This window comes from Streptomyces sp. V4I23 (assembly GCF_030817975.1).
Classification (GTDB): Bacteria; Actinomycetota; Actinomycetes; order Streptomycetales; family Streptomycetaceae; genus Streptomyces.
The window spans coordinates 5,120,567-5,141,544 of the sequence record NZ_JAUSZW010000004.1 but is presented as its reverse complement, the minus strand read 5'-3'; the positions used below and the strand labels follow the sequence as shown (position 1 = coordinate 5,141,544).

At 72.7% G+C, this 20,978-nt stretch carries 18 protein-coding genes and 1 pseudogene; 10 read left to right on the top strand and 9 right to left on the bottom strand.

What is annotated here, in order from left to right; translation table 11 throughout:
- Nucleotides 1-52 precede the first annotated feature (52 nt).
- The 4 genes from QFZ82_RS25700 (at nucleotide 53) to QFZ82_RS25685 (ending at nucleotide 3,862) form a co-directional block, all read left to right on the top strand.
- The gene (locus QFZ82_RS25700) at nucleotides 53-1,150 is read left to right on the top strand and encodes a LacI family DNA-binding transcriptional regulator (RefSeq protein WP_307715406.1); all 1,098 of its coding nucleotides are present in this window, start codon (nucleotides 53-55) and stop codon (nucleotides 1,148-1,150) included.
- A gap of 289 nt (nucleotides 1,151-1,439) precedes the next feature.
- Nucleotides 1,440-2,390: a bifunctional helix-turn-helix transcriptional regulator/GNAT family N-acetyltransferase gene (locus QFZ82_RS25695; RefSeq protein WP_307715405.1), complete on the top strand. Its 951-nt coding sequence runs from the start codon at nucleotides 1,440-1,442 to the stop codon at nucleotides 2,388-2,390.
- Nucleotides 2,387-3,163: a sugar phosphate isomerase/epimerase gene (locus QFZ82_RS25690; protein ID WP_307715404.1), complete on the top strand. Its 777-nt coding sequence runs from the start codon at nucleotides 2,387-2,389 to the stop codon at nucleotides 3,161-3,163. Before QFZ82_RS25695 ends, QFZ82_RS25690 begins: the two co-directional genes overlap by 4 nt.
- Nucleotides 3,164-3,250: 87 nt before the next feature.
- Nucleotides 3,251-3,862 (top strand): DUF6058 family natural product biosynthesis protein, encoded by a 612-nt coding sequence (locus QFZ82_RS25685; protein WP_307715403.1) that lies wholly within the window; start codon nucleotides 3,251-3,253, stop codon nucleotides 3,860-3,862.
- On the opposite strand, the gene QFZ82_RS25680 is transcribed toward QFZ82_RS25685, so the two are convergent.
- The 3 genes from QFZ82_RS25680 to QFZ82_RS25670 all read right to left on the bottom strand — a co-directional run bounded on the left by QFZ82_RS25680 (nucleotide 3,843) and on the right by QFZ82_RS25670 (nucleotide 6,692).
- Nucleotides 3,843-4,511, bottom strand: coding sequence for a DUF1266 domain-containing protein (locus QFZ82_RS25680; protein WP_307715402.1), 669 nt, complete (start codon nucleotides 4,509-4,511; stop codon nucleotides 3,843-3,845). The two genes, QFZ82_RS25685 and QFZ82_RS25680, sit on opposite strands and share 20 nt — an antisense overlap.
- Nucleotides 4,512-5,017: 506 nt before the next feature.
- Nucleotides 5,018-5,716, bottom strand: a complete 699-nt coding sequence (locus tag QFZ82_RS25675) for a hypothetical protein (protein WP_373429441.1) — start codon at nucleotides 5,714-5,716, stop codon at nucleotides 5,018-5,020.
- Nucleotides 5,717-5,765: 49 nt separating this feature from the next.
- A complete protein-coding gene (locus QFZ82_RS25670) occupies nucleotides 5,766-6,692 on the bottom strand; it encodes an EamA family transporter (RefSeq protein WP_307717838.1) in 927 nt (308 codons plus the stop codon).
- A 106-nt stretch (nucleotides 6,693-6,798) separates the two neighbouring features.
- Here QFZ82_RS25670 and QFZ82_RS25665 point away from each other — a divergent pair, with 106 nt between their 5' ends.
- Both QFZ82_RS25665 and QFZ82_RS25660 read left to right on the top strand, forming a co-directional pair.
- Complete coding sequence (locus QFZ82_RS25665; RefSeq protein ID WP_307715400.1) at nucleotides 6,799-7,710, top strand: LysR family transcriptional regulator; 912 nt, start codon at nucleotides 6,799-6,801, stop codon at nucleotides 7,708-7,710.
- A 192-nt stretch (nucleotides 7,711-7,902) separates the two neighbouring features.
- Entirely contained in the window at nucleotides 7,903-9,720 is a 1,818-nt protein-coding gene (locus QFZ82_RS25660; RefSeq protein WP_307715399.1) for a glycoside hydrolase family 3 protein, read from the top strand.
- 58 nt (nucleotides 9,721-9,778) lie between these two features.
- On the opposite strand, the gene QFZ82_RS25655 is transcribed toward QFZ82_RS25660, so the two are convergent.
- The 4 genes from QFZ82_RS25655 to QFZ82_RS25640 form a co-directional block, all read right to left on the bottom strand.
- Complete coding sequence (locus QFZ82_RS25655; RefSeq protein WP_307715398.1) at nucleotides 9,779-11,206, bottom strand: S28 family serine protease; 1,428 nt, start codon at nucleotides 11,204-11,206, stop codon at nucleotides 9,779-9,781.
- Between the two features lie 113 nt (nucleotides 11,207-11,319).
- Nucleotides 11,320-11,739 carry a hypothetical protein gene (locus QFZ82_RS25650; protein WP_373429322.1) on the bottom strand — a complete coding sequence of 140 codons (420 nt, stop codon included), beginning with the start codon at nucleotides 11,737-11,739 and terminating at the stop codon, nucleotides 11,320-11,322.
- A gap of 115 nt (nucleotides 11,740-11,854) precedes the next feature.
- Nucleotides 11,855-13,147 (bottom strand): hypothetical protein, encoded by a 1,293-nt coding sequence (locus QFZ82_RS25645; protein WP_307715397.1) that lies wholly within the window; start codon nucleotides 13,145-13,147, stop codon nucleotides 11,855-11,857.
- Nucleotides 13,148-13,257: 110 nt separating this feature from the next.
- Complete coding sequence (locus QFZ82_RS25640) at nucleotides 13,258-17,181, bottom strand: ABC transporter ATP-binding protein (RefSeq protein ID WP_373429321.1); 3,924 nt, start codon at nucleotides 17,179-17,181, stop codon at nucleotides 13,258-13,260.
- Nucleotides 17,182-17,308: 127 nt separating this feature from the next.
- Here QFZ82_RS25640 and QFZ82_RS25635 point away from each other — a divergent pair, with 127 nt between their 5' ends.
- On the top strand, nucleotides 17,309-17,818 hold the full coding sequence (locus QFZ82_RS25635; protein WP_307715395.1) for a nuclear transport factor 2 family protein: 510 nt from the start codon (nucleotides 17,309-17,311) through the stop codon (nucleotides 17,816-17,818).
- A gap of 43 nt (nucleotides 17,819-17,861) precedes the next feature.
- Nucleotides 17,862-18,233, top strand: coding sequence for a hypothetical protein (locus QFZ82_RS25630; protein WP_307715394.1), 372 nt, complete (start codon nucleotides 17,862-17,864; stop codon nucleotides 18,231-18,233).
- Between the two features lie 12 nt (nucleotides 18,234-18,245).
- Here QFZ82_RS25630 and QFZ82_RS25625 read toward each other — a convergent pair whose 3' ends face one another.
- The gene (locus tag QFZ82_RS25625; RefSeq protein ID WP_307715393.1) at nucleotides 18,246-18,917 is read right to left on the bottom strand and encodes an ABC transporter permease subunit; all 672 of its coding nucleotides are present in this window, start codon (nucleotides 18,915-18,917) and stop codon (nucleotides 18,246-18,248) included.
- A 14-nt stretch (nucleotides 18,918-18,931) separates the two neighbouring features.
- Between QFZ82_RS25625 and QFZ82_RS25620 the strand changes: the two are divergent.
- Together QFZ82_RS25620 and QFZ82_RS25615 are read left to right on the top strand one after the other, a co-directional pair.
- Nucleotides 18,932-19,012 (top strand): annotated as a pseudogene (locus tag QFZ82_RS25620) (DNA-binding response regulator); the annotation flags it as partial.
- Complete coding sequence (locus tag QFZ82_RS25615; RefSeq protein WP_373429320.1) at nucleotides 19,009-19,152, top strand: hypothetical protein; 144 nt, start codon at nucleotides 19,009-19,011, stop codon at nucleotides 19,150-19,152. The pseudogene QFZ82_RS25620 and the gene QFZ82_RS25615, both read left to right, overlap by 4 nt.
- 80 nt (nucleotides 19,153-19,232) lie before the next feature.
- Here the strand turns inward: QFZ82_RS25615 and QFZ82_RS25610 are convergent, their stop codons facing one another.
- Nucleotides 19,233-20,915, bottom strand: a complete 1,683-nt coding sequence (locus tag QFZ82_RS25610) for a thiamine pyrophosphate-binding protein (protein ID WP_307715392.1) — start codon at nucleotides 20,913-20,915, stop codon at nucleotides 19,233-19,235.
- Between the last annotated feature and the right edge of the window lie 63 nt (nucleotides 20,916-20,978).

The window sequence follows — 20,978 nt, the reverse complement described above, 5'->3', positions numbered from 1 at the left end:
GCCGACAGCGGCCCGGACAAGGGGGGCCGGTTCATCTCCTGCGGAGGAAGCGATGACAGTCACCCTGGCGGATGTGGCGGCGCGCGCCCGGGTGTCCCCGGCGACCGTCTCTCGCGTGCTGAACGGCAACTACCCGGTCGCGGCGTCGACCCGGGAACGGGTCCTGCGTGCGGTCGACGAACTGGACTATGTGCTGAACGGCCCGGCGAGCTCGCTCGCCGCCGCGACGTCCGACCTGGTCGGCATCCTCGTCAACGACATCGCCGACCCCTTCTTCGGGATCATGGCCGGGGCGGCCCAGACCGAGATCGGCGGACAGGAGGGCTCGGGGCGGGCCGGCGGCGAGAAGCTGGCCGTGGTGTGCAACACCGGCGGCTCCCCGGAGCGTGAACTGACCTACCTGACCCTCCTCCAGCGCCAGCGGGCCGCGGCGGTGATCCTGACCGGCGGGGCGATCGAGGACCCGGAGCACATCGCGGCGATGAGCGCCAAGCTGACGAAGCTGGCGGACGCCGGGACGCGCGTGGTGCTCTGCGGGCGGCCCCCGCTGCCCGGGAGCGACGCGGTCCTCGCGGCCCTCGCCTTCGACAACCGGGGCGGCGGGCGGCGCCTCACCGAGCACCTGATCTCGCTCGGGCACCGGCGGATCGGATACGTCGCCGGGCCCGTGGAGCGCACGACGACCCGGCACCGGCTGGAGGGGCACCGTGCGGCGATGACCGCGGCGGGGCTGGCCGGCGGGGAGGCCGAACAGGACCGGCTGACGGTGCACGGACCGTACGACCGGCGCTCGGGATACGAGGCCACGCTCGAACTGCTGCGGCGGGAGCCCGCATTGACGGCCGTGGTGGCCGCGAACGACACGGTGGCGCTGGGCGCCTGCGCGGCGCTGCGCGACCAGGGTCTGCGCATACCGGACGACATCTCGGTGGCGGGCTTCGACGACCTGCCGTTCTCGATCGACGCGGTGCCGGCGCTGACGACGGTGCGGCTGCCGCTGTTCGAGGCGGGGGCGCGCGCGGGGCGGCTGGCGATGGGGAACGAGGCCCCGCCTCCGGGAGGCATCGCGACGATCGCGGCGGAGCTGATGGTGCGCGCGTCGACGGCCCGCCCGGGCGGGGGCCTGGGGCGGACGGCGGACGAGGGCTGACGGCGGGCGAGTCGACGGTCCACCCCGGCCGGGGACTCGGGCGGGCGGCGGGTGGGGGCTGCGGCTGCGGGGTGAGGCGCGGACCGGGGTGAGCCCGGGGCGGAGTCGGGGCACCCGGGGGAAGCCTGCAGCACGTCAGGAGCGGCGGCACAGGGGGGCGCGCACGGGCGGCGGGCGCAAGCCGCCCCGTGACTCGCGCGCCCCGTCCGCACCACCCGCAGGCTCTTGCGGCCGGTCACGGCGCGGGCATAGCTTTGACTCAGTCAAAGGTACGCCTCCGGAGGCCGCTATGTCCGTCCACGAAATCCGCGCCTTCAACCGCTTCTACACGAACCTCATCGGCGCCCTCGACTACGGCAAGCACCTCTACACGCCGTACACCCTCACTGAGTCCCGCGTGCTCTACGAGCTCGCCCACAGCCCTCGCACCGACGCCGCCGACCTGCGAGCGGAGCTGTCGCTCGACGCGGGATATCTGAGCCGGCTGCTCGGCAAGTTCGAGCGGGACGAGCTCGTCGAGCGGGCGCCGTCCGAGGCCGATCCGCGGCGGCAGCGGATCACGCTCACCTCGCGCGGGCGGGAGGCCGCGGCCCTGCTGGACGAGCGGTCGCGCCGGGCCGTCGGGACGCTGCTGGACGGGGTGCCGGAGCCGGAGCGCAAGCGGCTCGCCGAGGCGATGCGCACGGTCCGCGAGGTGCTGTCCGACACCCGGCCCGACGGCGGCCCGGAGCCCGTGCTGCGCGACCCCGGCCCCGGCGATCTCGGCTGGATCGTGCAGCGTCACGGCGTGCTGTACGCGGCGGAGTACGGGTGGAACACCAAGTTCGAGGGCCTCGTCGCGAAGATCGTCGCCGACTTCGCGCAGGGCCACGACCCGAGCCGGGAGCGGGTGTGGATAGCGGAGCTGGACGGCCGTCCGGTGGGTTCCGTGATGTGTGTACGGGACGACGCCCCGGCCACCGCGCGGCTGCGCCTGCTGCTCGTCGAGCCGGAGGCCCGCGGGCACGGCCTGGGCGACCGGCTCGTGCGCACGGCCGTGGATTTCGCGCGGGGGGCCGGATATCGGGACATGGTGTTGTGGACGAACGACGTGCTGCACAGCGCCCGCCGGATATACCAGCGGGCGGGCTTCACGCTCGTCGCGGAGATACCGCATCGCTCGTACGGGGCGGAGCTGGTCGGCCAGGACTGGCGGCTGCCCCTGCGCGAACCGCTCCTGCAGGAAGGACAGACCCCATGAAGTTCGCTTTCTCGACCCTCGGCGTTCCCGGCATGCCCGTCGCGGACGTGGCCGCGCTCGCCGCCGCGACCGGATACCAGGGCGTGGAGCTGCGCACGCACCCCGAGGAGCCGGTGCACCTGGGCCTCACCACGCCCGAACGGCAGGCGGTGGTGAAGGAGTTCGGGCAAGCGGGTGTCGAGATCCTGACCGTCGCCGGGTATGCGCGGGTCGCGGCGGCGGGTGACGACGGTCCCGTCCTGCAGGAGCTGGACCAGTTGGTCCGCCTGGCCGGCGACCTGGGGGCCGCGTTCGTCCGGGTGTTCCCGGGCGGCGGCGACCAGGACCCGTCGCAGGCCGACGCGATCGCGGCGCGGCGGCTGGGCGCAGCCGCGGAGACCGCGGCGAGCGCGGGGGTGCGGATCCTGCTGGAGACGCACGACTCGCACCGCACAGGCGCCGATGTCTCGCGCGTCCTCGGCACCGTCGGCCACAAGCACGCGGGCGCGCTGTGGGACGTGATGCACCCGTGGCTCGGCGGCGAGGATCCCCGGACGACGCACGCCGGCCTGAGCCCGTTCCTCGGCTACCTCCAGGTCAAGGACGTGGCCTCGCGCGGCGACCTCACCCCGCTCCCGCTCGGCGCCGGTCTGCTTCCGCTCGCCGAGTGCCTGTCCTTGGCCGACCCGGACGGCTGGGTGTGCTGGGAGTACGAGAAGCGCTGGTACGAGGGGGCGGCCGAGCTGCCGGGCCTGCTCGCGGCGGGCCGGGAGCATCTGCAGGGACTGATCTGAGGGGGCGCGCGAGGACGGTTCGGCCGGGGCCGAAGGGATGAGCGCCCAGCATGTGGGGGACGGCGTCTCACCGAGGAACGAGGTCCCATGTACGAGCAGGAAGTAGCCGACCGATTCCGGCGGATCAACGGCGACCATCCGATGACACCCGCGGACGACGCGTATGTCACCGCGCAGTTCGCCGTACTGGACGAGCTGTGCGCGACCGAGGGCCGCGATCTGGGAGCCGTAAGCCTGACGATGCTGGCGGGACTGCTGCCGCTGCCCGGCTACCTGCGCTCCGACGGCGCGCAGATGGTCCCCCGGGACCTGTTCGCTCTGACGGAGCGGGCCGGCGGGCCGGAGCGGCTGGAGGCGTGGTTCACGGCGCACTGGACGGACAGGGCGACGGGACGGCGGGAGTGGGAGGCGTACCTGAGCGGGCAGTACGTGTGCCTGCACGAGGTGAGCCCGGCCACGATCCGGCGCAAGGAGCGTCTGACGGCGGCCATCACGGCGGCCCCGTCCGCGCCGGACGCGGGATCGGCCGGGTGGACGGCCCGGCTGCACGCGCTCATCGACGAACTGGACGCGCTGGAGCCGGCGTTCACGGGTTACGACCGCCTCCGCTTCGGCGGCCCCACCTCGCGTGACGTGTGCATCGACGCGATGCGGGCGCGTTACCCGCGTCCCGGGTCGGCTATCGCCACGGGAGCGTGAGCCAGGGGCTCTCCGGGTCGGAGGTGAGCACCTTGTAGCTCTCCGCGACCTCCCTGTACCAGGGGCCGAACTCCTCCTCGTCGAAGTGGAGACACCTTCCCAGCACGAACCCGGCGCCGAAGTCCTCCCAGGAGCGGTACGCGACCTGGGCGGCCTGGCCGCCGCGCAGGACCGCGGCTTCCGCCTCCGCCACGTCGCCGAAGCGGGCGGCCACTCCCCACCGGGCCATGCTGACCGCCCGGCCGTAGTCCCAGGCCAGGACGGAACGGACATGACGGCCCTCCGGCAGCAGGCCGTCCGCGCGGAAGCGGGCCTCGTAGCGGATGATGCGGCCGATCAACTGCTGCACACCGTTGAGGGCCGACTCGGGCACCGTCTCGGGTTCCGCGTTGCGGCGCATGACGCGGGCCGCGGCTTCCCGCCACAGCGAGGTGTCGACCGTCCCACCGTACTGCCGCGCGAGGGACTGGCGGACGGACAGGGCGAACTCCCAGACCCGGCTGACGTACTCCGCGTTCAGGAGGGAGTGCAGGGCCTCCCGCCAGTCTTCGGGGCTCTTCACCCCCCACCACTTCTCGAGCGAGTTCCGCTCGTCGACGAAGCCGGAGCCGTGGAAGGCCAAGGCGTTCCACAGTTCGCCGTTCTTCACCGCGAAGAGGGCTCCGCAGCCCAGTCCGTGAGCAAACCGCCCCCTGGAGAGGCCCGCCGACCCGCAGGGTGCGGAGCGTGCCGCATTCGGCGGGCGAAATGCGCTCCGCGTGCTGCCGCCACAGGTGGAGCGTCTGCGGGTTCGCGGGGAAGTACGCCTCGCCCGGTGTGCCGGGGTTGATGGCGAGCCAGCGGTTGTCGTTGCCCCAGGTGCGCACCACGTAGGAGAAAGGCCGCGGTTCGAACACGGGGTCGGGCTGCGGCACCGGGAGGACGCCCTCGGTGTAGTAGGCGAAGCACCAGGTGCCGGTCACCGGGCTGCGGAAGGGGACGTGCGGCGTCCTGCCCGCCTCGGCCTCGGCGCGGGACACGGGCCAGTAGAGATACGTCCCGGCGAGCACGTCGAAGAACGCGGCCCAGTCGCCCCGCATCTTCGCCTCGTAGAGCCTGCGTTCGACGTCCGTCGGTGCCAGCCAGCCGCCCGCCGACATGCCTGCCGTCACCATGTCACCGGTTCCTCAGGGGCCTGAGGCACATGGCCACCGCGTCCGGCGCGTCCTCGACGCGCATCAGGTACTCGTCGCCCGTGCAGTCCTCGATCCTCGCCGTGCGGTACTGCGCCAGTGGTGAACCGCAGTCGACCGGCTGGATGTTCTGCTCCGGCCACGCGCTCAGGTTGCGCACGCAGTCCCCGACGCCGATGACCGGACGGCCCGCGCCGTCGTCGGAGACCGCGGCGCGGATGATGCCGAAGGCGATCACGCTCACCGACAGCACCATCGGGACGAAGACCACCAGGGCGGGAGGACGGGCGAGTACCCGCTTGCCCGGATCCAGCGGCGGGCGCCAGCCCCCGTAGGGCTGCGCCAGCCTGCGGAACCGGGCGCGCGGCCCGAGGTTGGTCAGGACGGTGACTGGGGTGATGAAGAGCGAGAGGAAGCCCCACCAGCCCTGCCACAGGGTGTCGGTGGTCATCTGCCGGTAGGTCGCGGTGCCGCAGGAGCGGCAGAAGACTCCCTCGCGCCTGAGGAACCGCATGATCAGGAAGAGTCCCTGGTGCCCGCGGACCACCGCGCGCACGGCGGGCAGCGATCCGCACACCTGGCACGGTGTCTCGCCTCGCGGACCCGCGCCCGTGTGCGCCTGGTAGAGGTGCTGGGCGGTGGGGCCCTGCTGGACGAAGCCCTGATGGTGGGGCGGCGGCATGGACACGATGTACTCCCCCGGTTGGTCAGCCGGAGGACACCTTAGAACCTCAGGTCCGGCCGGCCGCGACCGGATCCGGCTCCGGCTCCGCCTCCCCCTGTCGGCTCGACCGCACCGCCTTGCGGCCGCCGGACAGCGACGTCAGGGCCACACCGCCCACGAGCAGCGCCGCCGCGCACCAGCGCAACGGGCTGACCGACTCGTCGAGGAACAGGGCCGCCGACGACATGCCGAACACCGGGACCAGCAAGGAGAACGGCGCGACCGAGGACGCGGGGTGATGGCGCATCAGGTAGCCCCAGGCGCCGAAGCCGAAGATCGTGGTGATCCAGGCGACGTAGATCACGACGCCGGCGCCGGTCCAGTCCAGGGAGCGGAGGGCCGCCATGTCGCGGTCCACGCCTTCCATGAGCAAGGAGAGCCCGAGCAGCGGGAGGATCGGGACGAGGCTCACCCACACCATGAAGTTCAGGGAGTCGGGCGGGGACGCCTTGCGGGTCATGACGTTGGAGACGCCCCAGCAGGCGGCCGCGGCGATGCAGAGCAGGAAGCCCAGCAGCGGGCCCGACGCGCCTTCGTCGACCGCCGCGACCGCGATGCCGCCGAGAGCGACGGCCATGCCGACGATCCGTACGGGGCCCGGACGTTCGCCGAGGGCCACGAAGGCGAACAGCGCCGTGAAGACCGCCTGCACCTGGAGGATCAGCGACGACAGACCGGCCGGCGCCCCTTGGTCCATGCCCGTGAAGAGCAGGCCGAACTTGGCCACGCCCAGCACCAGTCCCACGCCGATGATCCACTTCCAGGCGACCTTGGGCCGGCCGACGAAGAAGACCGCGGGCAGGGCCGCCGCGAGGAAGCGCAGCGCGGAGAAGAGGAGCGGCGGGAAGTGGTCGAGACCGATCTCGATGACGACGAAGTTGACGCCCCAGACGGCGGCGACCAGGGCGGCGAGGGCGATGTGGGCGGGTGGCATGACCCGAGCGGGAGGCATGGCATCGAGCATCGCCGCCGGGGACCGTGCAGGACCAGCGCGGATTTCTTCATGGTTGGATGAAGCGCTGCTTACGAAAGGAGGCGCTGTGCTCGATCTCGGCCGACTGCGCGCCCTGCACGCCGTCTCCGTCCACGGCACGGTCGGCGCTGCCGCCGCGGCGCTCGGCTACACGCCGTCGGCGGTCTCCCAGCAGATCGCCAAACTGGAGCGGGAGACCCGTACGACGCTGCTGGAGCGGCAGGGCCGCGGCGTGCGGCTGACCGACGAGGCACAGCAACTCGCGGCGACGGCACAGCAGTTGCTGTCCCTCGTCGAGGAGGCCGAGGTGCGCCTCGAGGAGCAGCGCGGCGTGCCGTCCGGGCGGCTCGCCGTCGCCTGTTTCGCCAGTGCGGCGCGGGGCCTGATGCCCCTCGCGCTCGCCGATCTCGCCCGCCGCCATCCCGCCCTGGACGCGCGGCTGCAGGAGCTCGATCCGCACCTGTCGGTCGACCTCGTCGCCCGCGGCGCCATCGACCTGGCCGTGGCGCACGACTGGGACATCGCCCCGATGCCGGCCCCGCCCGGCGTGGAGCAGGCCGTGATCGGTGACGACCTGTGCGACGTGCTCGTCCCGGCGGGTCATCCGCTGGCCGCCGAGGAGTCCGTACGCCGTGCGGATCTCGCGGACGAACGGTGGATCACCCAGCCGCCCGGCACCGTCTGCCACGACTGGCTGATGCGCACCCTGCGGGCAGCGGGCCATGAGCCGTTGATCGCCCATCAGGCAGAGGAGAACCACACTCAGGTCGCCCTGGTGGCCGCCGGGCTCGGCATCGCACTGGTGCCACGGCTCGGCCGCGGGCCGCTTCCGCCCCAGGTAACGGCCGTACGGCTGGAACCGGTGCCGAGACGCCGGCTGTGCGCGCTGTGGCGTGCGGGGGCGGCAAGGCGGCCCGCGATCACGGAGACGGTCCGCACGTTGCAGCGGCTGTGGCCGCGGGTCGCCGCCCAGGGGTGAGCAGCCGGCCGGGCGGCGGGAGCCGGGCGATCCGCCGCAGGCGGTGCAGCCGCGGCCGGAGGCGCCATTCGTGCCGGTTCTGCGCGGGGCCTTGACCTGGCAGTTACTTTCCGGATATCCGTGGCACCTTGGAAGTTTCCTTCAACCCCCCTTGTGCAACTCCCTTGTCGAGCAAGGCCGGAAGGAGCACCAGTGCACGACCGGAACCTCTCCAGACGCACCCTTCTCACCGCGACCGCGGTCGCCGCCGGGACGGTGGCGGTGGCGTCGCCCGCCGTCGCGTCGCCCGCCGCCTCTGGCACCCGAGACCGCCTCAAGCGCCTCATCTCCCGGATGAGCCTGGAGGAGAAGGTCGGCCAGCTCTTCGTGATGCGCGTCTACGGGCACTCCGCCACCGCGCCCGACCAGGCCGACATCGACGCCAACCTCAAGGAGATCGGTGTCCGCACGGCCGCCGAACTCGTCGCCCGGTACCACGTCGGCGGCGTCATCTACTTCGTCTGGGCGCACAACACCCGTGACCCGCACCAGATCGCAGACCTGTCGAACGGGATCCAGCGGGCCGGGCTCGCCCAGCCCACGCCCGTGCCGCTGCTGATCTCCACCGACCAGGAGCACGGGATCGTCGCCCGCGTCGGCAAGCCGGCCACGCTGATGCCGGGCGCGATGGCGCTGGGGGCCGGCGGCTCGCGGTCGGCAGCCCGTACCGCCGCGCACATCGCCGGGACCGAGCTCGCCGCCATGGGCATCGTGCAGAACTACGCGCCCGACGCCGACGTGAACGTGAACCCGGCCAACCCGGTCATCGGCGTACGGTCCTTCGGCGCCGATCCGGCCGCCGTCGCCCGGATGGCCGCCGCACAGGTGACGGGCTACCAGGCAGCGGGCATCGCCGCGACGGCCAAGCACTTCCCGGGCCACGGGGACACCACCGTGGACAGCCACACCGGCATCCCGGTCATCACCCACACCCGTGAGGAATGGGAGCGGATCGACGCACCGCCCTTCCGGGCGGCGATCGACGCAGGGATCGACTCGATCATGACGGCGCACATCCAGTTCCCCGCGCTGGACCCGAGCAACGACCCGGCCACGCTCTCCCGCCCGATCCTCACCGGCATCCTGCGCGAGGAGCTCGGCTACGACGGCGTCGTCGTGACGGACGCGCTCAACATGCAGGGCGTGCGGGACAAGTACGGCGACCACCGGGTGCCGGTGCTCGCGCTGCTCGCGGGCGTGGACCAGCTCCTCAACCCGCCGGATCTGGCGGTCGCCTGGCACGGCGTGATGGGCGCGGTCAGGAGCGGCGAGCTCAGCGTCGCCCGCATCGAGGAATCGATCCTGCGGATCCTGCTGCTCAAGGAGAAGCTCGGGCTGTTCCGCGACCCGTTCGTCACCCACCGGGGCGTGGACCTCGCCGTCGGCACGGCCCCGCACCTGGCGGCCGCCGACCGGATCGCCGAGGGCACCACCACCCTGCTGACCAACCCGGACGGGCTGCTGCCGCTCAGCCGCCGCAGCCGGCCGAACCTGCTGGTCGTCGGCGCCGACCCGGCGTCCCCCAGCGGCACGACGGGCCCGCCGACGACCGTGCTGGCGAACGCCTTCACCGAGCTGGGCTTCCGGGCGAGCGCCCTGTCCACGGGCACCGCACCCAGCAGCGCCAGGATCGCCGAGGCGGTGGCCGCCGCCCAGGGCAAGGACGTCGTCGTCGTGGGCACCTACAACGTCTCGGCGACCAGTTCGCAGCGCACGCTGGTGGACCGGCTGGTCGCCACGGGGGTGCCGGTCGTCGCGCTCGCGATCCGCAATCCGTACGACATCGCCCGGCTCAGCGGGGTGAAGGCGGCGCTCACGAGCTACTCGTGGACCGACGTCGAACTCCGCGCCGCCGCCCGGGTCGTCGCGGGCCCGGCCGAACCACAGGGCCGGCTGCCGGTCCCGGTGCAGCGCGCCGACGACCCGTCGCGGGTGCTGTTCCCGATCGGCCACGGGCTGTCGTACAGCTGACGCACGAAGGGGCTGTGTCCGCCGTACCGCGGACACAGCCCCTCCTGTCGCACGGGGGTCACGGACGCAGCGTGCGCTCCGTGTCCCGCTTGTCGAGCTTGGCGTCCGCCTTCGCGAGCGGCCTGGCCTTCGTCGGGTCCTCCTGGACGGCGGCCGAGGCGACACCCGCCCATGTCAGGATCGTGGCGGTGGCCTTCGCCTTCTCGTCAGCGGCGAGACGGGCGACACTGGCGCCGTGGTTGGCGCCCGGCGCGGTGTAGACGTAGCTGTCGCGCGCGCCCGCACCGAGACGGAACGGTTCGGCGCTCCACGGGTCGTTCTGGCCGTTGACGAACATCATCCGGGTGGCGTTGTGGCGCACCCAGGTGTCGACGTCCTTCATGACCCACGGCTTGAACCGCATCGGGATGTCACGCGGCACGAAGTTCCGCGGCGGCTGGTAGCCGTAGCGGCTCAGGCCGTCGAGGTGCGGCTGCTCGATGTCGGGGGAGCCCAGCTCGGTGCCCGCCTGGTAGTAGTACGGCGTGTAGGTCGAAAGACCCTGGTCCGCGTAGGCGGAGAAGCCCGAGATCGCGTCGATGCTGTCCCAGATCTCCTGGTCCGTGGCGGTGGCCGCGGCCGGGATCGAGTCGCAGTCGGCGAGCAGGCTGTACTGCCAGAACGCCCACACGTAGTCGAGGACGACGGCCTCGAAGGCGCGGTCCAGGCCGCCGACGGTGTCGAACGTGAGCTTGTTGTCCGCCGCGTACTTCTCGTACACGGCCTCCAGCGGCTCACGGCGCACGAGGGCCTCGCGCTGCACCGCGTTCAGCCTGTCGCGGCACTCCTTGGTGCCGACGTTCTCGAAGAAGCGGTCGTAGGCGCTGTCCTCGTTGTTGACGACGTCGTTGGGCGCGACGTAGGCGACAACACCGTCCATGTCGCGCGGGTAGTGGCGCTCGTAGTACGTGGCGGTCATGCCTCCCTTGGAGCCGCCGGTGGACAGCCACTTCTTGGTGTAGATCTTCTTCAGCTCGGCGAAGACCCGGTGCTGGTCGCTGGCGGCCTGCCGGATGTCCAGCGTGGACCAGTCCGCGGGAGCGGGCCGCGACGGCGTGAAGAAACGGTACTCCAGGGAGACCTGGTTGCCGTCGATGATGGTCGTCGGCTCACTGCGGCGCGGCGTGGTGGACACGTTGTAGCCGGAGGTGAAGAAGACGGTGGGGCGGTTGGTGTCCTTGTGCAGCAGAGTGATCCGCTGCTTGAAGGTGCCCTTGTCCGGGTGCCGGTGGTCGACCGGCTGCGTGTAGTTGAGGACGAAGAACCGGTAACCCGGGTACGGCTTCTCCTCGATGAGACTCATGCCCGGAATCGCCAGGATCCGGTCCTTGATGTCCGTGCCGGCCGTCGGCTCGGCGGCGGTCGCCGCACCGGCCGTCGCTCCGGCCGCGCTCACGGTGCCTATGAGCACCACCAGCGACAGCAGCCATCTGAACGCCTTGCGCATTCACCCTCCCCTGAAGATCTCCCCTTGAGATCAAACGGTCGCGGTGAACCTAGCGGTGCCAACCCCCGTCCCACCACCCCCAGTTGGCCACGGCGTGGCTGACGGAGGAGCGCTCAGCACAGGATCCAGCCGGTCGAGCGGGAGGTGCCGGAGACGGAACCGGTGGCCTTCACGCAGCGGCCGCGCGCCGGCACGGCGACCGGTCCGGCCTGGCGCCTGAAGCTCCCGCTGTCCGTCTCCGCACGGTCGCCGCGCACCTGGAGGGAGACGGACATGGGCCGCCTGGCGCCTGGGTTCCTGGCGAGGGTGACGGCGCAGACCTGCTGCCTGTTCTGATAGACCCTCAGCTCCCCGGTGGCGAAGGAGAGGGACTTCGCCAGGCGTCCGGCGCACGGCGCCGCCGCCTGGGCGCTCTGGAGGCCGGGGCCCGCCAGCGCCATGGCGGACGCGGCCGCCAGGACGGCGAGCGCCCGGACGAGTGCCCGGGCCGCCCGCCGTGTGTGCTCGTTCCCGTTCCCCACCCGATCGACCACGTCCGCTCCCCACTGCCACTGCTCCGTACACGCGTACGACGCACACATGGCGGGATTGGTTGCGAGGCGCCGCGTCGGGCAACCGCGCGGACCTCCGCGTCGGGCCTCGCGCGGGCTACTGCGTGCGGGCCGCGCGGCGGCGCATCGCGACGACGACGCCGGCGCCCGCGACCACAGCCGCTGCCGCGCCGACCGCGACCGGCAGGGCCGAACCGGAGCCGGTGGAGGCCAGGTTGCCGCCGGTCGTGGCCGATCCCGTGCTGCCGCCCGTCGACGAGGCGGAACCGCCCGCCGAGGCCGATCCGGTGCTGCCGCCCGTCGACGAGGCGGAACCGCCCGCGTCGCCGGAGCCGCCCGTCGCGGAGCCGCCGCCCGACTCGGAGCCGCCGCTGCCGCCGGAGCCGCCCGTGGCCGATCCGCCCGTGGACGAGCCTCCGCCCGAACTCCCGTCCGCCGCCTCGACGACGATCTCCGCCGTGTCGTTCGCCGCGTTCTTGTCGAACGGCCGCGGTCCGCCGGTGAGCGCCACCGTGCCCTTGGCCCCGGGCACCAGCTTCTCGACCTTCAGCTGGAAGGTGAGCCGCTCGACGCGGTCCACCTCCACCCAGTGGTTCCAGCTGCCGCAGGTGAAGCGCCGCGGATCGTCGGTGGCCGTGCAGAGGTCGGCGACCCTCGCGGCCTTCGTGCCGGCGGGGAGGGTGACGGTGACCTCGTGCGCGGGAATGCCCGCCTCGCCCAGCACCCAGCCGGGCCCGGCATTGCGGAACGACAGCTCGGCGGGGACCGTGTCACCCGCGCGGGCCTTCAGCCGCGCACCCGTCACCTGGAAGTCGGCCGTGCTGTCCGTGTTCACCGGCACGGTGACCACGCGCTGCGAGAAGCCGGCCCCGTCGGACGTCTGCTTGACGAGTTTCTGCGCCGGTCCCGTGCCCCGCACGGGCTGGGCGCCGCTGTCGCCGGGCCCCTCGCCGTAGCGCGCGACGGACACGTGCACCACGTCGTGCAGCGCCCAGTCCAGGGCGTTCAGCCCGAGCGGCTTCTCGGGCGTGTACACGGCGCCCGCCTCGATCGGCTGCACGTACTCGCACTGCGCCTCGGAGTACCGCGGCGACTCGTCGGCCGAAGGGATGTCGTAGCGCACGCAGTTGGAGGGCAGCTCGGTGTGGGCGAGGCCCTGGGTGACGGCGTACGTGAGCCAGACCTTGTCCAGTGCTTCGGTGCCCTCGTTCCGGAAGGTGACCGGCAGCTCGAAGCCGCTGCCGGGCTTCACCCCCTCGACGGGCGCGATCGGCCCCAGGACGAGTCCTTCGCCGCCCTCCGCGGCGGCGGGCACGGAACCGAGGGCGATCAGGGCGACGGCGCTCGCCGCGCCGAGGACGGCACGGCGGCGGGCACGAGATGTGGGCATGGGGTCCCTCTGCACAAGACGGTGAACGGACGAGAACGCGCCGTTGAACGCGTTCGGTACACAGGACAACCGCCCGCACCGAAAGGTTGTACGTGCCCCGCACCCGCCCCTCACACGGTCGCGGGCTCGTCCTCCCCTATGAAGGTGCGCCACAGGGCGGCGTAGTGACCGTCGCGCGCGAGGAGTTCGTCGTGCGTGCCGTCCTCGGCGACCCGCCCGTGGTCCATCACCACGACCCGGTCCGCACGGGCCGCGGTGGTGAGCCGGTGCGCGACCACCAGCGTGGTGCGGCGGCCGGTCAGCCGGTCCGTGGCCTGGTTGACCTGCGCCTCGGTCGCCAGGTCCAGGGCGGCGGTCGCCTCGTCGAGCAGCAGCACGTCGGGGTCGACCAGTTCGGCGCGGGCGAGGGCGATCAGCTGGCGCTGTCCGGCCGAGAGATTGCGCCCGCGCTCGGAGACCTCGTGCAGGTAGCCGCCGTCGAGGGTGGCGATCATGTCGTGCGCGCCGACGGCCCTGGCCGCGGCCTCCACTTCGGCATCGCTCGCGCCGGGCCGGCCGTAGGCGATGGCGTCGCGGACCGTGCCGGTGAAGAGGTACGCCTCCTGGGGGACGACGCCGAGCCGGTGCCGGTAGGCGGTCAGGTCCAGCTCGCGCAGGTCATGGCCTCCCCCGGGGCCGTCGCCCTGGTCGCCCGGGGAGGAGTCGTCGAGAGTGACCGAGATACGGCCGTCGGTCGGATCGTAGAACCGGGCCACGAGCTTGACCAGCGTGGACTTGCCCGCACCGGTCTCTCCGACGAACGCGACGGTCTGTCCGGCCGGGATGCGCAGGTCGATGCCGGTCAGCGCCTCCTCCTCGTCGCCGCCGGAACCGTAGGCGAACGACACGTTCTCGAAGGCGATGTCGCCGCGCAGCTTGCGCACCTCCCGCGGCCGTTCCGCGGTGGCTGTCGACGTCGGCTCCCGCAGCAGCTCCTGCACCCGGCCCAGCGACACGGAGGCCTGCTGGTAGCCGTCGAAGACCTGCGAGAGCTGCTGTACGGGCGCGAAGAAGAGGTCGATGTACAGGAGGTAGGCGACGAGCGCACCCGTGGTGAGGGTCCCGGCCTCCACCCGCCCCGCGCCGACGATCAGCACGGCCGCGGCCGCCACCGACGACAGCAGCTGGACGAAGGGGAAGTAGACGGAGATCAGCCACTGGCCGCGGACACGGGCCTCGCGGTAGCTGTCGCTGCGCGCCGTGAAGTCGGCCACGCCGTCGCGCTCGCGCCGGAACGCCTGCACGATCCGCAGCCCGGAGACGGACTCCTGGAGATCGGCGTTGACGACGCTGATGCGCTCACGGGCCAGTTCGTAGGCCTTCACGCTCTTCCTGCGGAAGAAGTACGTGCCGACGATCAGGACCGGCAGGGTGGCGAACACGACGAGCGCCAGCTGCACGTCGATGACGACGAGCGCGACCATGATGCCGAAGAAGGTGACCACCGAGACGAACGCGGTGACAAGGCCCGTCTGCAGGAACGTGGACAGCGCGTCCACATCCGTCGTCATCCGGGTCATGATCCGGCCGGTCAGCTCCCGCTCGTAATAGTCGAGGCCGAGCCGCTGGAGCTGGGCGAAGATCTTCAGGCGCAGGGCGTACAGGACCCGCTCGCCGGTGCGTCCCGTCTTGCGGATCTCGCCGGTCTGGGCGGCCCACTGGACGACGACGGTGCCGAGCGCGAGGAGGGACGCCGTCCACACCGCGCCGAGTGCGACCTGTTCGACGCCCTCGTCGATGCCGTGCCGGATCAGCACGGGCAGCAGCAGGCCCATGCCCGCGTCGACGGCGACGAGCAGCAGGCTGACCAGCAGGGGCAGGCCGAAGCCGCGCAGGAGCGATCGGAGCCGGCCGCCCTCCCCCGCGCGGGCGCCGGCCGGTTCCGCCCGTACGGCCCGTGCCTCGTCGATGTCGGGCGTGTCCGTGGCCGGGGGAAGCGCCTCGACCTGGGCGAGCAGTTCGGGAGTGGCGCTCGCGTCCTCCTTGGCCTCCCTGGCCTCGTCGGCTCGTTCGTCGCGCACCCACAGCCGACGGGTGATGCCGCGCTCGGCGTCGAACTCCGCGTCCAGTTCGTCCCGCACGGTGCGGTCCTCATCCGGATCGGGCGCGGGCTGCGGAAGCACGTGGCCGGGCGAGACGCCGCCGAGCTCGTCCGGGTCGGTCAGCAGCCGGCGGTAGAGCGAGGAGCGCTCCTGGAGCTCCTCGTGCGTGCCGATGTCGGCGAGCCGGCCGCCGTCCAGGACGGCGATCCGGTCGGCGAGGCCCAGAGTGGAGCGGCGGTGGGCGATGAGCAGGGTCGTCCGGCCGGCCATGACCTGCCGCAGCGCCTCGTGGATCTCGTGCTCCACGCGGGCGTCGACGGCCGAGGTGGCGTCGTCCAGGAGAAGCAGGCGCGGGTCGGTGAGGATCGCGCGGGCCAGCGCGATGCGCTGGCGCTGGCCGCCCGAGAGGGTCAGTCCGTGCTCGCCGACCTTGGTGTCGTAGCCGTCGGGCAGCTCGGCGATGAACCGGTCGGCCTGGGCGGCGCGGGCGGCCCGGTCGATCTCGTCCTGCGTCGCGTCCGGCTTCCCGTACGCGATGTTCGCGCGGACGGTGTCGGAGAACAGGAAGCTGTCCTCGGGCACGATTCCGATGGCGGCACGCAGCGAGTCGAAGGTCAGCTCGCGCACGTCGTGGCCGCCGACGAGGACGGCGCCGCGGGTGACGTCGTAGAAGCGCGGCAGCAGGAGCGAGACGGTGGACTTGCCGCTGCCGGACGCCCCGACGACCGCGACGGTCTCGCCGGGCCGGATCTCCAGCGAGAAGCCGTCCAGGACCGGCCTGCCGTCCGCGTACGCGAAGCTCACGTCGTCGAACTCGACGCTCGCCTCGGCGTCCGCCGGCAGCTCCTTCGTGCCCTCGCTCAGGGACGGCCGGGTGTCGATGAGCTCCAGCACCCGCTCCACACCGGCCCGTGCCTGCTGACCGACGGTGAGCACCATGGCCAGCATCCGGACCGGCCCGACGAGCTGCGCGAGGTACGTCGAGAAGGCGACGAACGTGCCGAGCGTGATCTCGCCCTTCGTCGCCAGCCACCCGCCGACCGCGAGCATGGCCACTTGGCCGAGCGCGGGGACGGCCTGCAGGGCCGGCGTGTACCGCGCGTTGAGCCGGATCGTCCGCAGCCGGCCCGCGAACAGCTTCCGGCTCGCCTCGCGCAGCTTCCCGGTCTCCTGGTCCTCCTGCCCGAACCCCTTCACGACCCGCACGCCCGACACCGCCCCGTCGACGACTCCGGCGACGGCCCCGGCCTGGCTCTGCGCGTACCAGGTGGCCGGATGGAGCCGGGTACGGCTGCGCTTGGCGATGATCCACAGGGCGGGGGCGACGGCGAGGGCGATCAGGGTGAGCGGCAGCGACAGCCACGCCATGATGGCCAGGGAGATCGCGAACAGCAGGAAGTTGCCGATGGTCATCGGCAGCATGAAGAGCAGGCCCTGGATGAGCTGGAGGTCGCTGGTCGCCCGTCCGACGACCTGGCCGGTCGACAGCTCGTCCTGGCGCCGCCCGTCGAGCCGGGTGATCGTGCCGTACATATCGGTGCGCAGGTCGTGCTGGACGTCGAGCGCGAGCCGGCCGCCGTAGTAGCGGCGGATGTAGGTGAGGACGTACACCGCGACGGCCGCGGCGATCAGCAGACCGGTCCACACGGCGAGCCTGGGGGCACCCCCGGACGGAGTCTGGGGGAGGGTTTTGGCCCCGATGACGTCGTCGATGACGACCTTGGTGATGAGCGGTACGAGCGCCATGACGGCCATGCCGCCGAGCGAGGACCCGAGCGCGAGCACCACATTGCGCCGGTAACGCCAGGCGTAACCGGCCAGACGCCGCGCCCAGCCGTCCTCTTTTCGAGCCGCCGCAGCCACCTGGGCCTCCCCGTCCGCATACTCGGATCCCGCTGATCCCGACGATCTGATCTTCCGGAAGGCACCAACGCGGACCGGAACGGATTTCATCCCTCCGCAACAAATCCCCGTCCCTGGTCCCAGGACCGACCGGATGCGGGACGGGCGCGCCCACGCCACGAAGGGCGCCGGCGCCACCCTTGACCTCAATCATGCTCGAGGTACCAGGATCGCGGTCATGGACATCACCCAGATGCGGCTCGAGCTGCGCACGCTGACCGACCGGGCCGAGATCACCGACCTCCTCGCCCGCTACCTCCGCTCCCTGGACGAGGACGCCCTCGACGAGGAGTGGGCCCGCGCCTTCCACACCGAGGACGTCACCGCCGAGATGCCCGTGGGCACGGTCCACGGACGCGACGCCGTGCCGGCGACGGTCGGCCGTGCCATGGCCCTGTTCGACCGGACGGTGCACCTGGGCGGCAGCCCCGTGATCGAGATCGCCGGCGACCGGGCCACGGCCCGCGGGCCGCAGTTGAGCACCCACGTCCTGGCGGACGGCTCGAAGGACGTCTTCGTCTCCGCCGGCCTCTCGGAGACGGAGCTGGTCAGGACGGCGGACGGCTGGCGCATCTCGGCGACGGCCCTGCGCGTCGTGTGGACGCGGGGGACCCCGCCGCGCCTGCCGGAGGGACTGGGCCCGCGGGCGGGCGCCGGTTCGCCGGACGCGGCCGTGGGTAGTCACTGACGGCGCGGGCGGGCATCGCCCGGGCCCTTGCGAGGGAGGGGACATGCCCGACGCTCCGCCGAGCCGTGGTCATCTCTGCGGCCAGTTGTACGCGACCCTTCGGGCGCTGGAGGCCCTCGGCGCCGCCCACCGGAAGCTGGAGGACCTGCGCCCGAACGACAAGGTGCGGACCAGCCCGCTGAAGTGGCTGCCGGACATGCTGCGCAAGGCGGGCGAGCACCTGGTGAGGGCCCGGGGCCGGGGACCCGCGCACGGCGCGGCGGCCGACGAGCTGTTCCGGGCCATACCGGACTGCCTGCCGCCCAAGGGAAACCTGCCCGGCTTCCTCCAGGACGGGGAGCCGGACAGGTTCGACGAGGGGTACCGGCTGCGGATGGCCGCGTACACGGCCGCTCACGGCGCACTGCTGGAGTGACCGGGGAGCGCCTCACGCGTCCCGGCGCATCAGCCGCCGGCCGCCCGCCCTCAGGGCCGCCGCCACCCACAGCACCAGGACGCCCGTACCGGTCCAGGGGCCCAGCGGGCCGTCCGGCTCCTGGAGGAGGATCTGCTGCCCGGCCCTGTCGGGCAGGAAGTCGACCCAGCTGCCGCCCTGCGACACGTCACCGAGGACGAACGACAGCATCAGCAGGAACGGGATGAGGATGCCCATGACCGCGGGGGCACTGCGCAGCAGGGCGGCGAGCCCGGCGGCGAACAGGGTGATCAGCGCCAGATAGAGCCCGCACCCCACGACCGCCCGCAGCGCCCCGGGGGCGCCGATGTCCACGCCGTGGTCGCCGAGGAGCGTCTGGCCCAGCGCGAAGCAGGCCGCGCCCGTGGCCAGGCCGACCGTGAGCGACAGCAGTCCGACCACCGCGATCTTGCCCGCCCAGAAGACTCCCCTGCGCGGAACGGCGGCCAGCGAGACGCGGATGCCGCCGTCGCGGTACTCACCCGCGACGGCGATCGATCCGAAGCAGATCGCCGCGATCCGGCCGAAGTTGAGACCGAAGAACGACGAGTGGACGGGGTCGAACCCGGGCTCGGAGCGCAGGACGGGCCGGACGGACAGGGTGGCCGAGGCGCTCGGGGCGGTCGGGGCGGGAACGACGGACATGGTTCATGCCTCCTGTACGGCCCAAACTGGGTGCGAGGGACCGGACGCAGGCGGTCATCGCGGCGTACGAGTCGGGGTTCGTCACACCGGCGTGAGCGATGGGATCCGGCTCGCGGCCGGGTCCGAACTCGCCGAGCGTCCCGAGACGCGGCTGCGGCTCACCGTCGGGCTCCGCAAGGAGCGGGTCCGCTGGGCGGTGGCGCACGAGCACCACTCGTTCGCCGGCACGACCTGACGGGCGCTCCGGAGACGAGCCCGGCCCCGCCCGGGGAGGGTGGGCGGCGGGGCCGGGAGCCGCGGGTCACGCCGCGCGCATCACAGGTGCGTCGGGGCGAACATCCGCAGCAGGGCGGGGAGCACGACCACCGAGGGTCCGGGCTGCGCCAGGGCCTTGGCCAGGTCCTCGGACAGCGTCTCGGGGCTCGTCAGGGTCGCCGGGACGCCGAAGGACTCCGCCAGCGCGACGAAGTCCGGGCGTGCCAGTTCCGTCGCCGTGGCCTGCCCGAACGCGTCCGTCATGTACTCGCGCAGGATGCCGTAGCCGCCGTCGTCCACGATCAGCCAGGTGACCGGCAGGTCGTACTGGCGGGCCGTGGCCAGCTCGGCGATCGAGTACATCGCGCCGCCGTCGCCCGAGACGGCAAGTACCGGGCGGGTGGGGTCGGCGGCGGCCGCGCCGAGCGCCGCCGGGAAGCCGTAGCCGAGGCCGCCGGCGCCCTGGGCGGAGTGCATCGTGTTGGGCCGGCGGGCGTCGAAGGCGGACCACGCCCAGTACGCGAGGATCGTCATGTCCCAGAAGCTGGGCGAGTCGTCCGGCAGGGCCTCGCGCACGGAGGCCAGGACCTGCTGCTCCAGGGTCAGTTCCTGGGAGTCGATCCGGGCGCGGACCGCCGCGAGGACCTCGCGCACGGCGTCGGCCGCCGACGGGTCGCGGCGGTCCTCCACCGTCTCCAGCAGGGCGGACAGCGCGAGGCGCGCGTCGGCGTGGATGCCGAGGCCGGCGTGGTTGGACTCCAGCTTGCCGAGGTCGGCCTCGATCTGGATCACGCGGCCGCGCGGGGCGAACGTGTGGTAGTTCGAGGACAGTTCACCGAGGCCCGAGCCGACGACGAGCAGCACGTCGGCCGACTCCAGGAAGTCGGTCGTGTGACGGTCCTCCAGCCAGGACTGGAGGGACAGCGGGTGCTCCCAGGGGAAGGCGCCCTTGCCGCCGAAGGTGGTGACGACCGGCGCGTCGATCTTCTCGGCGAGCGCGCGCAGCTTGCCCGAGGCGTCGGAGCGCACCACGCCGCCGCCGGCGATGATCACGGGGCGCTCGGCGGTGGACAGCAGGTGGGCGGCCACGGCGGTCAGTTCGGGGCGCGGCACGACGTCCTCGGGCGTGGCGTCCACCGCCGTGACGACCGGCACAGCGGTCTCGGCGAGCAGGACGTCCTGCGGGATCTCGACCCACACGGGTCCGTGCGGTGCGGTCAGCGCCGACTCCCACGCCGCCGCGATCGCCGACGGAATCTGCGAGGCGGTGCGCACGGTGTGCACGGACTTCACGATGTCGCGGAACGACGCCTGCTGGTCGCGCAGTTCGTGCAGGTAGCCGTGGCGTCCGCCGCCGAGCCCGGCCACGGGGATCTGGCTGCCGATCGCCAGCACGGGCGCCGACGCCGCGGCGGCCTCCTGGAGCGCGGCCAGCGACATCAGCGCGCCGGGGCCGGTGGACAGCAGCAGCGGCGCGGCCTCGCCGGTGACGCGGCCGTAGGCGTCGGCGGCGAAGCCCGCGTTGTTCTCGACGCGCAGCCCGACGTAGGTCAGGGTCGAGCGGCGCAGCGCGTCGAACATGCCGAGCGCGTGCTGTCCGGGCAGCCCGAAGACGGTCGTCGCCCCGAGGCCCCGCAGGGTCTCGACGACGAGGTCGCCGCCGTTGCGCCCGGCGGGCGGGTTCAGCGCGGCCTCGGTCTGCGCGGCGGTGGGCCGCAGGACGAGGTCGTGGTCGTGGGTCACCGTGGCGTCCTTAGCGTCTCGATCGTTGCGTACGTCTGCCTCCGGGCGTGTGTGCCCGGCGTC

Coding starts and splice junctions, on each gene's coding strand:
- QFZ82_RS25700 (WP_307715406.1), top strand. CDS start 53: ATGACAGTCACCCTGGCGGATGTGGCGGCGCGCGCCCGGGTGTCCCCG.
- QFZ82_RS25695 (WP_307715405.1), top strand. CDS start 1,440: ATGTCCGTCCACGAAATCCGCGCCTTCAACCGCTTCTACACGAACCTC.
- QFZ82_RS25690 (WP_307715404.1), top strand. CDS start 2,387: ATGAAGTTCGCTTTCTCGACCCTCGGCGTTCCCGGCATGCCCGTCGCG.
- QFZ82_RS25685 (WP_307715403.1), top strand. CDS start 3,251: ATGTACGAGCAGGAAGTAGCCGACCGATTCCGGCGGATCAACGGCGAC.
- QFZ82_RS25675 (WP_373429441.1), bottom strand. CDS start 5,716: ATGCCGCCGCCCCACCATCAGGGCTTCGTCCAGCAGGGCCCCACCGCC.
- QFZ82_RS25670 (WP_307717838.1), bottom strand. CDS start 6,692: ATGCCACCCGCCCACATCGCCCTCGCCGCCCTGGTCGCCGCCGTCTGG.
- QFZ82_RS25655 (WP_307715398.1), bottom strand. CDS start 11,206: ATGCGCAAGGCGTTCAGATGGCTGCTGTCGCTGGTGGTGCTCATAGGC.
- QFZ82_RS25645 (WP_307715397.1), bottom strand. CDS start 13,147: ATGCCCACATCTCGTGCCCGCCGCCGTGCCGTCCTCGGCGCGGCGAGC.
- QFZ82_RS25640 (WP_373429321.1), bottom strand. CDS start 17,181: ATGAAATCCGTTCCGGTCCGCGTTGGTGCCTTCCGGAAGATCAGATCG.
- QFZ82_RS25635 (WP_307715395.1), top strand. CDS start 17,309: ATGGACATCACCCAGATGCGGCTCGAGCTGCGCACGCTGACCGACCGG.
- QFZ82_RS25630 (WP_307715394.1), top strand. CDS start 17,862: ATGCCCGACGCTCCGCCGAGCCGTGGTCATCTCTGCGGCCAGTTGTAC.
- QFZ82_RS25625 (WP_307715393.1), bottom strand. CDS start 18,917: ATGTCCGTCGTTCCCGCCCCGACCGCCCCGAGCGCCTCGGCCACCCTG.